Source organism: Bacillus sp. 01N42_2, from assembly GCF_056399565.1.
Window position 1 is genome coordinate 17,290 of the sequence record NZ_JBFTRO010000005.1, and the last position, 13,780, is coordinate 31,069.

16 protein-coding genes and 1 tRNA gene are annotated in these 13,780 nt (G+C 46.0%); 14 read left to right on the plus strand and 3 right to left on the minus strand.

From position 1 onward, the window contains the following. Positions 1 to 10 precede the first annotated feature (10 nt). The 3 genes from ssuD (at position 11) to rpsN (ending at position 2,162) form a co-directional block, all read left to right on the plus strand. Positions 11 to 1,147 carry an FMNH2-dependent alkanesulfonate monooxygenase gene (gene ssuD / locus AC1DN5_RS12310; protein WP_016938445.1) on the plus strand — a complete coding sequence of 379 codons (1,137 nt, stop codon included), beginning with the start codon at positions 11 to 13 and terminating at the stop codon, positions 1,145 to 1,147. Positions 1,148 to 1,196: 49 nt separating this feature from the next. Then, positions 1,197 to 1,796 (plus strand): hypothetical protein, encoded by a 600-nt coding sequence (locus tag AC1DN5_RS12315; RefSeq protein ID WP_016938444.1) that lies wholly within the window; start codon positions 1,197 to 1,199, stop codon positions 1,794 to 1,796. A gap of 96 nt (positions 1,797 to 1,892) precedes the next feature. Next, complete coding sequence (gene rpsN, locus AC1DN5_RS12320; RefSeq protein WP_014417259.1) at positions 1,893 to 2,162, plus strand: 30S ribosomal protein S14; 270 nt, start codon at positions 1,893 to 1,895, stop codon at positions 2,160 to 2,162. A 20-nt stretch (positions 2,163 to 2,182) separates the two neighbouring features. On the opposite strand, the gene AC1DN5_RS12325 is transcribed toward rpsN, so the two are convergent. Further along, positions 2,183 to 2,650 carry a hypothetical protein gene (locus AC1DN5_RS12325; protein WP_016938443.1) on the minus strand — a complete coding sequence of 156 codons (468 nt, stop codon included), beginning with the start codon at positions 2,648 to 2,650 and terminating at the stop codon, positions 2,183 to 2,185. Continuing rightward, a complete protein-coding gene (locus AC1DN5_RS12330; RefSeq protein WP_032864857.1) occupies positions 2,647 to 2,868 on the minus strand; it encodes a helix-turn-helix transcriptional regulator in 222 nt (73 codons plus the stop codon). The genes AC1DN5_RS12325 and AC1DN5_RS12330 overlap by 4 nt, the downstream gene beginning before the upstream one ends. Before the next feature lie 190 nt (positions 2,869 to 3,058). Between AC1DN5_RS12330 and AC1DN5_RS12335 the strand changes: the two genes are divergently transcribed. Next, positions 3,059 to 3,132, plus strand: a tRNA-Gly gene (locus AC1DN5_RS12335). A 90-nt stretch (positions 3,133 to 3,222) separates the two neighbouring features. Here AC1DN5_RS12335 and AC1DN5_RS12340 read toward each other — a convergent pair. Beyond that, positions 3,223 to 3,846, minus strand: a complete 624-nt coding sequence (locus AC1DN5_RS12340; protein ID WP_366969641.1) for a hypothetical protein — start codon at positions 3,844 to 3,846, stop codon at positions 3,223 to 3,225. Between the two features lie 84 nt (positions 3,847 to 3,930). Here AC1DN5_RS12340 and queG point away from each other — a divergent pair, with 84 nt between their 5' ends. From queG to AC1DN5_RS12390, 10 genes are all read left to right on the plus strand, one after another. Beyond that, positions 3,931 to 5,091, plus strand: a complete 1,161-nt coding sequence (gene queG, locus AC1DN5_RS12345) for a tRNA epoxyqueuosine(34) reductase QueG (RefSeq protein ID WP_016938440.1) — start codon at positions 3,931 to 3,933, stop codon at positions 5,089 to 5,091. A gap of 76 nt (positions 5,092 to 5,167) precedes the next feature. Continuing rightward, positions 5,168 to 6,079, plus strand: a complete 912-nt coding sequence (locus AC1DN5_RS12350; protein ID WP_045925646.1) for an amidase domain-containing protein — start codon at positions 5,168 to 5,170, stop codon at positions 6,077 to 6,079. Between the two features lie 36 nt (positions 6,080 to 6,115). Further along, on the plus strand, positions 6,116 to 6,598 hold the full coding sequence (gene trmL / locus AC1DN5_RS12355) for a tRNA (uridine(34)/cytosine(34)/5-carboxymethylaminomethyluridine(34)-2'-O)-methyltransferase TrmL (protein ID WP_095241028.1): 483 nt from the start codon (positions 6,116 to 6,118) through the stop codon (positions 6,596 to 6,598). A 127-nt stretch (positions 6,599 to 6,725) separates the two neighbouring features. Beyond that, on the plus strand, positions 6,726 to 7,358 hold the full coding sequence (locus AC1DN5_RS12360; RefSeq protein ID WP_029575339.1) for a YhbD family protein: 633 nt from the start codon (positions 6,726 to 6,728) through the stop codon (positions 7,356 to 7,358). Then, positions 7,349 to 8,062, plus strand: coding sequence for a polymer-forming cytoskeletal protein (locus AC1DN5_RS12365; RefSeq protein ID WP_366969639.1), 714 nt, complete (start codon positions 7,349 to 7,351; stop codon positions 8,060 to 8,062). The genes AC1DN5_RS12360 and AC1DN5_RS12365 overlap by 10 nt, the downstream gene beginning before the upstream one ends. A gap of 11 nt (positions 8,063 to 8,073) precedes the next feature. Beyond that, positions 8,074 to 8,784, plus strand: a complete 711-nt coding sequence (locus AC1DN5_RS12370; RefSeq protein WP_366969638.1) for a hypothetical protein — start codon at positions 8,074 to 8,076, stop codon at positions 8,782 to 8,784. Positions 8,785 to 9,143: 359 nt separating this feature from the next. Further along, positions 9,144 to 11,039 (plus strand): serine/threonine protein kinase PrkA, encoded by a 1,896-nt coding sequence (gene prkA, locus AC1DN5_RS12375; protein WP_049628163.1) that lies wholly within the window; start codon positions 9,144 to 9,146, stop codon positions 11,037 to 11,039. 188 nt (positions 11,040 to 11,227) lie between these two features. Next, the gene (yhbH, locus tag AC1DN5_RS12380) at positions 11,228 to 12,400 is read left to right on the plus strand and encodes a sporulation protein YhbH (protein WP_016938433.1); all 1,173 of its coding nucleotides are present in this window, start codon (positions 11,228 to 11,230) and stop codon (positions 12,398 to 12,400) included. A gap of 193 nt (positions 12,401 to 12,593) precedes the next feature. After that, positions 12,594 to 13,058 carry a MarR family transcriptional regulator gene (locus AC1DN5_RS12385; protein WP_016938432.1) on the plus strand — a complete coding sequence of 155 codons (465 nt, stop codon included), beginning with the start codon at positions 12,594 to 12,596 and terminating at the stop codon, positions 13,056 to 13,058. Between the two features lie 36 nt (positions 13,059 to 13,094). After that, positions 13,095 to 13,760, plus strand: a complete 666-nt coding sequence (locus AC1DN5_RS12390) for an HlyD family secretion protein (RefSeq protein WP_007610259.1) — start codon at positions 13,095 to 13,097, stop codon at positions 13,758 to 13,760. Positions 13,761 to 13,780: the final 20 nt, after the last annotated feature.

Consider the following 13,780-nt stretch of genomic DNA (forward strand, 5'->3'; position numbering starts at 1 on the left):
AGGGATTCATATGGAGATTCTATGGTTTATTCCGACGCACGGAGACGGACGGTATCTAGGGACGCAAACGGGAGGAAGAACCGCCGATCATCTTTATTTTAAGCAAGTGGCACAGGCGGCAGACAGACTCGGGTATACGGGGGTTCTGCTGCCGACGGGGAGATCATGTGAAGACCCATGGCTGACGGCTGCGGCTTTAGTGGGTGAAACGAAAGATTTAAAATTTTTAGTGGCGGTCCGTCCGGGACTGATGCAGCCATCTGTCGCCGCGAGAATGGCATCGACAATGGATCGGCTGTCAGACGGCCGTCTGCTCGTAAATGTCGTAGCGGGCGGAGATCCTTATGAGCTGGCGGGAGACGGGATGTTTATCAGCCACGATGAGCGCTATAAGGCGACTGAAGAATTTTTGACCGTATGGCGCGGACTCATGCGGGGAGAAACGGTGACATATGAAGGGGATCATGTCAAAGTGGAAAACAGCAATTTGCTGTTTCCGCCAAAACAGGCTCCGCATCCGCCATTATATTTCGGCGGTTCATCACAGGCGGGAATTGAGGCTGCGGCGAAACATACAGATGTGTATTTAACATGGGGGGAGCCGCCGGAACAGGTAAAAGAAAAGATTGAAACCGTCAAAAAACAGGCTGCCCAAGAAGGAAGGACAATGCGCTTTGGCATCAGGCTTCACGTGATTGTCCGGGAGACTGAGGAAGAGGCATGGAAAGCGGCAGAACGATTAATCAGCCATTTAGACGAAGAGACGATTGCGAAAGCGCAGGCTGCACTCCGGCGTGCTGATTCTTCAGGACAAAAACGGATGGCCGATCTTCATAACGGCGACCGGACGAAGCTTGAGATCAGCCCGAATCTCTGGGCCGGCATCGGGCTGGTCAGAGGCGGAGCGGGCACGGCGCTTGTCGGTGATCCCCAGACCGTCGCCGATCGAATTTTAGAGTACCGGGCACTCGGCATTGAGTCGTTTATCTTTTCAGGCTACCCGCATCTTGAAGAAGCTTATTATCTGGCTGAACTCGTGTTTCCGCTTTTGCCGTTTCAAAACGAGCGGACGAAAAAGCTTGAGCGCAGACTGGGCGAAGCAATGGGCAACGACCATTTTGCAAGAGGGAACAAAGCGACAGTCTGAATAAACAAATGCCTCTTTTTTCTGATAATGATACAATCATCAAAAAGAGGTGTTTTTTCTGAAGGTATTCAAATGGGCGGCAGCGTGCTGTCTGCTGGCTGGATTAACGGCATGCGGACATTCCAGCGGCATGCAGATAAAAGAAGCTGATTTATCAAAGACAGAGAAATACAGAATGGAAATTGCCTCGTCAGAAAGCGGAGCGGCAGCAGTGACCGGTGTCACAAAAGACTTGGCGGCCGCACAGATGTATATTGAGCATTATCAAAACGGAAAACTGACGGATAAAGCAGGGCCGCTTGAATCAGATTATAGCGGCGATGCAACTAAACCAAAAGAATTGCAATTCATCTTTTACACGGACCGAGAAGACAAAGGGAAGAAGGAAAAAGACAAAGTTCGTTTCGGTATCGTCGATGACGGCGGGAAAGTCTCTGCAGACGCTGTTTTTACCCGAAATCAGGGAGATGACAGAGCATCATCCGTGTTTATCTCCTCTGCCGAGTCAGTGACTTATGGAAAACCAGTTTTGATCGGCGCGAGTGTGAAAGATTCAGGAAAGCATGTCCATATGTCACGAGATAAAAAGATGCTGATCAGCCATTCTGACGTATTACTCTATTATGTAAAGCTGAATAAGCGGGCTTAGCGGGGGCCCGTTTTCTTTATGCCGGAAGCTTGCTTTATAAACATATGGATGATACGATATAAAACGTAATTATTACGATTTAAAAGGAGTGCTGGAATGGCTAAAAAATCAAAAGTGATCAAAGAGCTCAAGCGGCAGAAGCTTGTTGAACAATATGCGGACATCAGAAGAGAATTAAAGGCAAAAGGAGACTGGGAAGCGCTGAGCAAACTGCCGCGTGATTCTGCTCCGGCCAGACTTCATAACCGCTGTACGGTGACGGGACGGCCCCGCGGATATATGAGAAAATTTAAACTGTCCAGAATCGCGTTCAGGGAGCTGGCCCATAAAGGCCGGGTTCCCGGAGTGAAAAAAGCGAGCTGGTAACATAAAAAACTCCGGATCTGTCATGAACCGGAGTTTTTGCCGTGCTTATGGAACGTGAAAACATAAGCCAAATGCTGAATCATCATCAGAATGAAAATCAAAAGAATCGGAAAAAAGGGAAGATGCGGCTGAATCAGCGGATAAAACAAAAGCAGTACGGCTGCGGCCGGCAATGAGAAGTAAACGGCAATATACGAGGAACGGCAGGCTTTAGCCGTCATCATCCGTTCTCTTTCATCCTGTTCCTCAAATTCATCGGGCACAAGCCTGTGCTTTTTGCCGTTCCGTTTTTTCTTTTCAGTATAGATATATAATACGGCACAAACGGTAAACAGCAGAAACGGCGTGATGTTCAGCTCAAATGAACCGCTCCCCTCCGTCTGGAAAAACTGAGCGATACGCGGCACTGCTTCCATAATGGAAATAAGCGTCCAGCAGGCCAATCCGTAGAGTGCAAGGTGAAAACACGCTTTTCTTTTTAAACTCATTTTTTCTCCTCCTCCAGCCAGAATACTTCCTCCAGCCAGAATACTTCCTCCATCGGCAGGGAGAAAGCCCGGCAGATATTAAGCGCCAATAAGAGTGATGGCACATAATCTCCTTTTTCAATCGCCGCAATCGTCTGTCTGGTGGCTCCGGCTTCTTTTCCGAGCGTTTCCTGAGAATAGCCGAATCTGGCTCTCAGCTCTTTTACTTTATTTTTCATCATCAGGCGTACCTCAAGTTTTCTTCTTTTTTATATTGTATGGTATTCTTAACAAAATGTAAACTAGACTTAACATATGGACAAAAAAAGAATTTTTTTCGACAAATTTTTTAACATTCCCTTGACGAAAAAAAAATATGCATGTAATATTAGAAACATCAAATCGGTGCTGACAAAAAAGCATTTTGATGCGGGTGTAGTTTAGTGGTAAAACCTCAGCCTTCCAAGCTGATGTCGTGAGTTCGATTCTCATCACCCGCTCCATACATACGTTATTAACGCAGTGTTTCGTTTCTCTGATAAACGAAGTATTGCGTTTTTTTATGTGAAAAAAGACACGAAAGGCGTGTCTTTTTATGAAAGCCAAGTGACGGTATGTGTGCCTCCGTGAATTTGTTCAAACATTTTGGTTAAGGATGTTAACAGCTCATCTGCCTCGTCGGCATGAATTGAAGGCGGGAAAAAGATCAGCTGCAGCATGTTCTTTGTGCCGGTTGTTACAGGGCGGGTGTTGATTTGTCCGGTGAGGCCGCCAAAAATGCCGCCAGAGTCGGAGAAAGCCAGTACGTGTTCTTTTTCTCCGATTGTGATTGAAATCGGTTCATCCATCTGTGCAGCGTCATACGCCATGATGGGCAATGAATATTTCAAGGAGAAAAAAAGTATGGTATCATGGGCTGAATTAACACTTTCGATGAATCGCTCCCGGGAAATATCGCCGAGCATAAGCTCCATCGGTGTTTTTTGTCCTGAAAAGGAGGGACTGAGCTGTTCCATCATACGCGCCCATTCTTTCACAAAAGGCTGTTCATCTATGCCGCCGTCAGCATAATCAAAGTAAAGCGATTCTTGAAATAAACGGAGGCGGCCTTTCAGCATTTGCGGGGCAGGCCCGACTTCAATCTGTTCATATAATACGGCTGCCGCTTTGATCCCCGGCACCCGTTCAGCAATAAGAGGATCTAAACTGATGTTCAACTGTGTTCACTCCATTTCGGGATGCTAAAACTCTATTATACCCGTGCGGGAGGCTGATCACAAAGAAAGGAGGCTGTGCAAAAAATGAATATTCATAAACTGAAAGAGGAATTAATCGAATACGCCAAAAGCATCGGAGTCGACAAAATCGGGTTTACGACGGCTGATACGTTCGACAGTCTGCGGGACCGGCTGATTCTTCAGGAATCACTCGGCTATTTATCCGGGTTTGAAGAGCCGGATATTGAAAAACGGGTCACTCCGTCTTTGCTTCTGCCGAAAGCCAAATCGATCGTCGCCATCGCCCTTGCCTATCCTTCCAAAATGAAAGATGCGCCGAGGAGCACGAGGGACGGCCGGCGCGGCATTTTTTGCAGAGCTTCCTGGGGGAAGGATTATCATGACGTGCTGCGCGAAAAGCTTGATCTGCTGGAGAATTTTCTCCAAAGCAAACATGAGGATATCCGCACGAAGTCAATGGTGGATACGGGAGAATTGTCCGACAGGGCCGTGGCGGAACGGGCGGGAATCGGTTTCAGCGCCAAAAACTGCATGATCACCACACCTGAATACGGTTCTTACGTCTATCTGGCTGAAATGATCACCAATCTGCCCTTTGAACCGGATGTGCCGATTGAAGATATGTGCGGATCGTGCACAAAATGTTTAGACGCGTGCCCGACCGGCGCGCTCGTTAATCCCGGACAGCTTAATGCTCAGCGCTGTATTTCATTCCTGACCCAGACAAAGGGGTTTTTGCCGGATGAATTCCGCACGAAAATCGGAAACCGTCTGTACGGCTGCGATACGTGCCAGACGGTCTGCCCGATTAATAAGGGGAAAGATTTTCATCTTCATCCGCAGATGGAGCCCGATCCGGAAATCGCCAAGCCGCTGTTAAAGCCGCTTCTGACCATAAGCAACCGGGAATTCAAAGAAAAATTCGGACATGTATCCGGTTCATGGCGCGGCAAGAAGCCGATTCAGCGAAATGCCATTTTAGCATTGGCTCATTTCAAAGATGCTTCTTCTCTTCCCGAATTGACGGCTTTGATGCACCAAGACCCGCGCCCCGTCATCAGGGGGACGGCCGCCTGGGCCATCGGAAAAATCGGTGATCCGGAATATGCGAAGGAATTAGAAAAAGCGCTTCACAAGGAGCAGGATGAGGAAGCCATACAGGAAATAGAAAAGGGGCTGGAGCTGCTTTCGGTTTCTGATAAGACTAAAACCGGCCGGTCCTGACATATGTATAGAGAAAAAGCACTTGGCGTGAGTTCAAGTGTTTTTTCTTTATAAAACAGTATGGTGGGTGGAGCGCTTGAAGCATATTATTGAAGACTTAGCGGAGGCCCGGCTTCATTATTTAGTCAACGGAACCGAGATGAGGCACAATGGGCAGGCCGGCGATCTTGAGGTCCTGACGAGAAAAAAAGAGCTGTTTGAAAAACGGAAAGTTGACATCGTTAAAGCGAAAGCGAAAGCCGTCATTGTCAAAAGCAGTCTTGAGGATGACGGCACGTTATGCGTCATGTACACCATTCATTTCGAATATTTGTGCAAGGAGCAGGACGGGCATCTTTATTTAGAAGAGCAGATTGAGGAACGGAATGCTTTTCTCTATGACCAGCTGCTGATTAAAGATCGGGAAATAAAGAAAAAACCGGCCGGATTTTCTGACGGAAACAGCGTAATCGAATATGAGCGGAGTGAACGGGAAGATTTCGGGCGGGCATTTCAATACGACCGTCTGGCTGCCGTTCAGTACGCGGAAAAGTTTTGGAATAAACGAAATCCTGCTTATAAAAATTTCGGGGACAACTGCACAAATTTTATTTCCCAATGTTTACATGCCGGAAAAGCGCCGATGCGGGGGCATCCGAACAGAGGCTCAGGCTGGTGGATGAAGGAAAGCTCATGGAGCTACAGCTGGACGGTCGCGCATTCCATGAAGATGTATCTAGCCCAATCCAAGGCCGGGCTTCGCGCGGTGCAGGTGTCAAGCGCCGAGGAGCTTATGCCCGGAGATGTGATTTGCTATGATTTTGAAGGTGACGGCCGTTTTAACCATACGACGATCGTGGTCGCAAAAGATAAAAGCAATATGCCGCTCGTCAATGCCCAAACATATGACAGCAGAATGAGATATTGGTCATATGAGGATTCAACGGCATATACTCCTTCCATCAGATATGCGTTTTTTCATATTACGGATGATACGACAAAAGAGTAATTAATGATATAATGGTGGGCGGAATAAAAAACAGAGGTGAACATCGTGGCATTACATGTCGTTTTATATCAACCCGAAATCCCGGCCAATACGGGAAATATCGCACGTACTTGTGCGGCAACAGACACAACGCTTCATTTGATCCGCCCGCTCGGATTCTCAACCGATGATAAAATGCTGAAGCGCGCCGGACTCGATTATTGGGAGTTCGTCAACGTCGTTTATCATGATTCATTGGATGAATTATTTGAGGCATATGCGAACGGAAAGTTTTTCTTCATTACAAAATTCGGGCAAAAGCCGCATACATCGTTTGACTACTCAAATACGGAGGAAGACTTTTTCTTCGTATTCGGCAGAGAAACGAGCGGACTTCCGAAAGAATTGATCGAAAACAATATGGACCGCTGCCTGCGTCTTCCGATGACCGAGCATGTGAGATCATTAAACCTGTCCAACACTGCCGCGATTCTTGTATATGAAGCGCTGCGCCAGCAAAATTACAGAGATTTGACATGAGAAAAAACCGCCCGGATTCGGGCGGTTTTTTATTGAATGCAGCCGGGGTTCATACAATGTTATATTTATAGGCTTAACAAACGTAACAGTGTTATGTTACAATGTGTTCATCGAAGGAGCTGGATTTATGGAGGAACAACTGATTTCTAAAAAAGAATTGCTTGAAGAAACATCAATCTCATACGGACAGCTGTACCGCTGGAAGCGGAAAAATTTAATTCCTGAGGAATGGTTTATCCGAAAATCAACGTTTACAGGCCAGGAAACATTTTTTCCGAGAGCGGAAATCTTAAAACGCATCTCAAAAATACAGAAAATGAAAGAAAATCTGTCTCTGGATGAAATGAGGGAAATGCTGTCTCCGCAAATGGCAGATGTCGATATATCGTCTGCGGAGCTGCTTCAAAAAGGATTGATTTCAAAGGCTGCGCTGCAAGTTTACGGAGAAGACGGCGTGACATTCACGTCCCGGGCGCTGCTGTCTTTATATGTGCTTGAAAGGCTTTTGCAATCGGGAAATATCAGTCTTGAAGAAGGAAAAATGGCGGCAGAGGTGCTGAAAACGTATGAGGCTTCTGAGCTGAAGGCAAATACAGAGCTTGTCGTGCTCCGAAAACTCGGCGTAACGACGTGCTTCATCGCAGATGCGGAACATATTCTGTTTGAACCGTCTGTCAAAGTGGCTGAACGGGTGGCGCTTGCTGCGGCATCAGAAGAATTAAAAACAAAATGGATGCAGGAGGACCATCAATGGATGTAACAGATAAATTAGTCATTAACGGTTCAGGAAGTTCAAAAGGAGGCCGTTTTCATACGGTGGAGATCAACGGAAGCGGCACGGTGTCAGGTGACGTAGAGTGCACGAGCCTTTTGTTTAACGGCAGCGGTAAAACAGACGGAAATGTCAAAACGCAAACACTGACGATCAGCGGTTCGGGGAAAATTTCCGGCAGTGCCGAAGCCGAATCCATCCGAATCAACGGAACAGGTGTCATTAAAGGTGATGTCAAAACGGAGCGGCTGAACGTCGCGGGATTTTCATCTTTCAGCGGCGATGTGAAAGCTGATGATATTTTCATATCCGGGAAAGTTGGGATTGAAGGGGATTGCGAGACAGAAACATTCCGTTCGGAAGGAAAATGCAAGATCGGCGGCCTGCTGAACGCCGATGACGTCAATATGAAGCTGGCGGCGGGCGAGAGCCATGTGAAAGAAATCGGCTGCCGTCATTTAAAGGTGATGAGCAGAAAAAGCGTGCTTGCGCGGTTTAAGCTGATGCCGGCTCCGGTGCTGACCGCAGAGCTGATCGAAGGTGACATCATTGAATTGGCGGACACACACGCAAAGACAGTCCGCGGAAATTCTGTGCAGATCGGCGCAGGCTGTATCATTGAGACGGTGGAATACAGCGGAGATTTTACATGTGATCCTTCAGCTTTAGTAAACAAAGCCGTAAAAATATAGGAGGAGCTTCAGTGGAACCAACAAAAAGATTGAGTCATTTAAAAATGTACGGAGCCGGACACGCCGCTGGGGGCTCCTACCAGAATGTAAGCATTAAAGGAGAAGGCATTATCGGCGAAGGGCTTCAAAGCGAGCGCTGCCGGATATTCGGTACGGGGCGTTTTCTCGGAGATGCCGAGATCAATCGGCTGAAAATTTTCGGGGAACATGAAACTGATGGAGATTTATCGGCGCGTTCCGCAAATGTGCTCGGCACGCTGAAAATCGGCGGCTCCATGCGTTTCACCACGCTGAGGCTGAAAGGACTTGCCGACATTTCCGGCGGGGCCGCGGGAGAGCAGTGTCATATTAAAGGAAGCCTCACCGTCGGCGGCGATTGCGAGACAGAGCAGCTTCATGTAACAGGCTGTATCAATGTGGCGGGATTGTTAAACGCGGGAGACGTCAATATCCATTTGCGTTATGACCGAAGCAACGTGAAGGAAATCGGCGGTACATCGATCACAGTCAGGCGGAAACCCGGTTTTCTGAAACGGAAAGCCGGCATGCTTTCGGCTGAATTGATCGAGGGAGATACGATTTACCTCGAATACACGGAAGCGGACATCGTCAGAGGAAAGCGTGTGGAAATCGGCCCGGGCTGCAAAATCGGAAAAATCGAGTATCAAACAAGCTGCAAAGCCCATGAAAAATCAACTGTCCAAGAACATATTCAAATATGAAACAATGTTATGTTGTACAGGGAAGGGTGCTCTTCATAAGGAGCACCCTTTTTGCCGTTATTCGTTTTCAGGTTTGCTGTCGTAACCCGCCGTAAAAATGGATACTAAAAAAGTGAGAATGACCCCCAGTAAGATGATCGTTTTCATCATTTCTCCTCCTCTTTGCTTTTCCATTTGATGTCCGAGTCTGGATGAAACTGTATTTCTTTCATTATGAACGGTGCACCAGACCCTTGTCAATGACCGCCCTTGAGCCGCCTTTATTTTTAGAAACGAAAAGCATGTATTATCACGTCACCGCATAGATTGTAACAAAGTACCTTATTTCTAGTGCATTAACCATGATAGAGGAGGTTCTTATGGATATATTAAAGAAAATTGAAAAGTACAGAGAGGAAGAGCAGCGTCTCAAATGGGAAGGGACGTTCGCTGATTATTTGGAGATCATAAAAGAAAATCCATTGGTCGCGCAGTCTGCTCATTCTCGCGTTTTTAATATGATAAAAGACAGCGGAATCGAGGAGGACGACGGGAAAAAGACGTACAGTTTTTTCTCGCGGGAACTATTCGGCCTTGAAGAATCTCTGGAACGGCTCGTGGAGGAATACTTTCACCCGGCTGCCAAGCGGCTCGATGTAAGAAAACGGATCTTACTATTAATGGGGCCCGTCAGCGGCGGGAAATCGACCCTTGTCACCATGCTGAAAAAAGGGCTTGAAGCCTACTCGTTGACAGACAACGGGGCCGTTTACGCTATCAAAGGCTGCCCGATGCATGAAGATCCTCTCCATCTTATTCCCCATCATCTGCGCGAAGACTTCTACAGAGAATACGGGATCAGAATTGAGGGAAGCCTGTCTCCGCTTAATGTCATGCGGCTTGAAGAAGAATACGGCGGCAGAATTGAGGATGTAAAGGTTGAACGCATTTTCTTCTCGGAGGATAAGCGTACCGGAATCGGAACCTTCAGCCCGTCTGATCCGAAATCACAGGATATCGCCGATTTGACGGGGAGCATTGATTTTTCAACGATTGCCGAATACGGCTCGGAATCAGATCCGCGCGCTTATCGGTTTGACGGTGAATTAAATAAAGCGAACCGCGGAATGATGGAGTTTCAGGAAATGCTGAAATGCGATGAAAAATTTCTCTGGCACCTTCTGTCACTCACGCAGGAAGGGAATTTTAAAGCCGGACGGTTTGCGCTCATCTCAGCCGACGAATTGATTGTTGCGCATACGAACGAAACGGAGTACCGCTCGTTTATTGCCAATAAAAAAAATGAAGCCCTTCACTCCAGAATCATCGTGATGCCTGTTCCTTATAATTTAAAGGTGTCCGAGGAAGAACGGATTTATGAAAAAATGATTTCGGAAAGTGATGTTTCTGACGTACACATCGCCCCCCATACATTAAAAGTGGCCGCGATGTTTTCTATTTTGACCCGGCTGAAGGAACCGAACCGGTCTGATATTGATCTCGTTAAAAAAATGAGGCTTTATGACGGAGAAAGCGTTGAAGGTTACAATTCCGTTGATCTGGAGGATATGAAGAAGGAATTCCAGGATGAAGGAATGAGCGGAATTGACCCGCGTTATGTCATCAACCGTATTTCCTCAACGATTATCAGAAAAAATATGGAATCCATCAATTCGCTTGACGTGCTGCGTTCCTTAAAGGAAGGACTCGATCAGCATCCGTCCATTTCCGCTGAGGACAAAGAGCGGTATATGAATTTTATTTCCGCCGCCAGGAAAGAGTACGATGACATCGCCAAAAAAGAGGTGCAGAAGGCGTTTGTTTATTCATATGAAGAATCCGCGAAAACACTCATGGATAATTATTTAGATAATGTGGAAGCGTACTGCAACAAAAATAAGCTCCGCGATCCGCTGACGGGTGAAGAAATGAACCCTGACGAAAAGCTGATGAGATCCATTGAAGAGCAGATCGGCATTTCGGAAAACGCCAAAAAAGCATTCCGCGAAGAAATTTTAATCCGCATATCCGCTTATGCAAGAAAAGGAAAACGCTTCGACTATAACTCACACGAAAGACTCCGCGAAGCGATTCAGAAAAAGCTTTTCGCAGACTTAAAAGATGTGGTTAAAATTACGACCTCAACCAAAACGCCGGATGAGCAGCAGCTTAAAAAGGTTAATGAGGTAGTGGCTCGCTTAATAGATGAACACGGCTATAATTCGACAAGCGCAAATGAACTGCTGAAGTATGTCGGAAGCCTGCTCAACCGCTGATGCTTGATTCATGATAGGCCCGTCCGTACAAGGACGGGTTCTTTTGTCTATATTTCAAAATTGTTTGTCAATTGAAAAGTCCGTCCGGCATAAGATAAGAATAAATCTTTTCGCCGGACTTGTTTCATAAACAGGACCAAGCCGGAATACACATGTAAAACGACCATAACGGTTAAGGAGGGGAATTCATGTCCCGTAATGACAGCGGAAATTTTTTGATTTCAGAGGAAGACTGGTCCCTCCATCGCAAAGGCTTTGACGACCAGCAGCGCCACCAAAAGAAAGTACAGGAAGCGATAAAAAACAACCTTCCGGACCTTGTCACTGAGGAAAGCATTATTATGTCCAACGGAAAAGATGTCGTGAAAATCCCGATTCGTTCGCTTGATGAATATAAAATCCGTTATAACTATGATAAAAACAAACATGTCGGCCAAGGTGACGGCGACAGCGAAATCGGCGATGTCGTCGCCAGAGACGGCGCAGATAAAAAGCAGGGGGCCGGAAAAGGCCAGGGAGCCGGCGATCAGGCAGGCGAGGATTATTATGAAGCCGAGGTCTCATTGATGGACCTGGAAGAAGCGCTGTTTCAGGAATTAGAACTGCCGAATCTGCAGCAAAAGGAAAGGGACAATATCGTTCATACCGATATTGAATTCAATGATATCCGGAAAACCGGGCTGACAGGGAATATTGATAAGAAAAGAACGATGCTGTCTGCCTATAAACGAAACGCCATGTCAGGCAAGCCGTCGTTTTATCCGATTTATCCGGAAGATCTGAAATACAAAACATGGAATGATGTGACGAAGCCGGAATCGAAAGCTGTCGTTTTAGCCATGATGGATACAAGCGGTTCGATGGGCGTATGGGAAAAGTATATGGCGAGGAGCTTCTTTTTTTGGATGACACGATTTTTACGGACAAAGTATGAAACGGTAGATATCGAATTTATCGCCCACCACACGGAAGCGAAGGTGGTGTCGGAAGAAGATTTCTTCTCGAAAGGCGAGAGCGGGGGAACCATCTGCTCCTCCGTCTACCGGAAGTCTCTTGAATTAATTGATGAAAAATATGACCCCGCCCGCTACAACATCTATCCGTTCCATTTCTCAGACGGGGATAATTTAACATCGGATAACGCCCGATGCGTAAAGCTCGTCAATGACATCATGAAAAAATCGAATCTGTTCTGCTACGGTGAGGTTAATCAATATAACAGGCATTCAACACTCATGTCCGCCTATAAAAACGTCAAAGATGATAAATTTAAATATTACATCTTAAAGCAGAAATCAGACGTTTTTCAAGCGCTGAAAAACTTCTTCAAAAAAGAGGAAGCGGGGGTAAGCAAAGCATAAGTATTAAACATAAAGCCGAGTGAAGAATCGTGCGGCCGCGGTTCTTCATCCGGCTTTTTTAAATTAAAAATAAAGAGAAAAAAAGGCATAAAAAAAATCCTTAAAAAATAGAACTTTTCTCTTTACAAATCTTCTTTCATTTATTAATATTTTATCTTGTGAACTATTATTAAGGGAATGAGGTGAAAATACGGTGATTGAATCAGAGCTCGCTTTGCTCAGTTTTGAACAACTGTTTGATACTTCCAGATCAATTTACAAAAAGCAGAAAATGATCTTGGAGACAGTACTTGAACCTTTTGATATTACAGTCCTGCAGTATCTGCTGATGTTCAAAATACATAAGAGCAAAAGCACGCAGCTTTCAAGGCTGGCTTTGTCGCTTGATCTGAAACCGGCGTCTGTCACGAGAATGACCGATATTCTGTATAAGCGCCGCTTAATGGTTCGGAGCGACTATCACGACGACCGGCGTGTTGTTATGATTCAGTTAACCGAAGAGGGGGAAGAACTTCTAAAGACAGCTGCTGTTCAATACGCCGAAAAAGCGGCGGTCTTATACCGGCAGCTCAATACCGCTGAACTGCAGTACCTGCGCAAGCTGGCGGAAAGTTTAACGAAGCTTGCAAACGGCTGTGCAGTGAAAAACGGAAAATAAAAAAATCCCCACATATTTTTATCATCATTCCACAAAATGATAGAGGAAGAAACGAAAGGAGAAAACAAAATGAACAGAGGACGTTTAATTCTGACCAACATTATCGGTTTGATTGTTGTTCTTGCAATTATAGGCGGAGGTGCTTACTACTATTATCAAAGCACGCACTATGTAAAAACCGATGAAGCAAAAGTTGCCGGCGACATGGCTGCTATCACAGCTCCTGCTGCGGGTAAAGTAACTGACTGGAACCTTGATGAGGGGAAAGAAGTAAGTAAAAACGACGTTGTTGCAAAAATCAAAGGACAGCAAAATGCTGACGTTAAAGCCATCATGGATGGAACAATCGTGAAAAACGAAGTGAAAAACGGCCAAATGGTGCAAGCCGGTACGACAATTGCCCAAGAAATTGACATGAAACACCTTTACATCACTGCAAACATTAAAGAAACTGACATCAGAGACATTGAAGTAGGAAACAAAGTAGACGTCATTGTTGACGGTGACCCTAATACAACATTTGACGGAACTGTAGAAGAAATCGGCTATGCGACAAATTCAACTTTTGATATGCTGCCTTCTTCAAACTCAAGCGGCAACTACACAAAAGTAACGCAAAAAGTTCCTGTTAAAATTTCACTCAGCAACCCATCTGACAAGGTGCTTCCTGGTATGAACGCATCTGTAAAAATCTCTGAATAATACAGATCAGTCATCAAACC

Coding starts and splice junctions, on each gene's coding strand:
- ssuD (WP_016938445.1), top strand. CDS start 11: ATGGAGATTCTATGGTTTATTCCGACGCACGGAGACGGACGGTATCTA.
- rpsN (WP_014417259.1), top strand. CDS start 1,893: ATGGCTAAAAAATCAAAAGTGATCAAAGAGCTCAAGCGGCAGAAGCTT.
- AC1DN5_RS12325 (WP_016938443.1), bottom strand. CDS start 2,650: ATGAGTTTAAAAAGAAAAGCGTGTTTTCACCTTGCACTCTACGGATTG.
- AC1DN5_RS12330 (WP_032864857.1), bottom strand. CDS start 2,868: ATGAAAAATAAAGTAAAAGAGCTGAGAGCCAGATTCGGCTATTCTCAG.
- queG (WP_016938440.1), top strand. CDS start 3,931: ATGAATATTCATAAACTGAAAGAGGAATTAATCGAATACGCCAAAAGC.
- AC1DN5_RS12360 (WP_029575339.1), top strand. CDS start 6,726: ATGGAGGAACAACTGATTTCTAAAAAAGAATTGCTTGAAGAAACATCA.
- AC1DN5_RS12365 (WP_366969639.1), top strand. CDS start 7,349: ATGGATGTAACAGATAAATTAGTCATTAACGGTTCAGGAAGTTCAAAA.
- prkA (WP_049628163.1), top strand. CDS start 9,144: ATGGATATATTAAAGAAAATTGAAAAGTACAGAGAGGAAGAGCAGCGT.
- yhbH (WP_016938433.1), top strand. CDS start 11,228: ATGTCCCGTAATGACAGCGGAAATTTTTTGATTTCAGAGGAAGACTGG.
- AC1DN5_RS12390 (WP_007610259.1), top strand. CDS start 13,095: ATGATAGAGGAAGAAACGAAAGGAGAAAACAAAATGAACAGAGGACGT.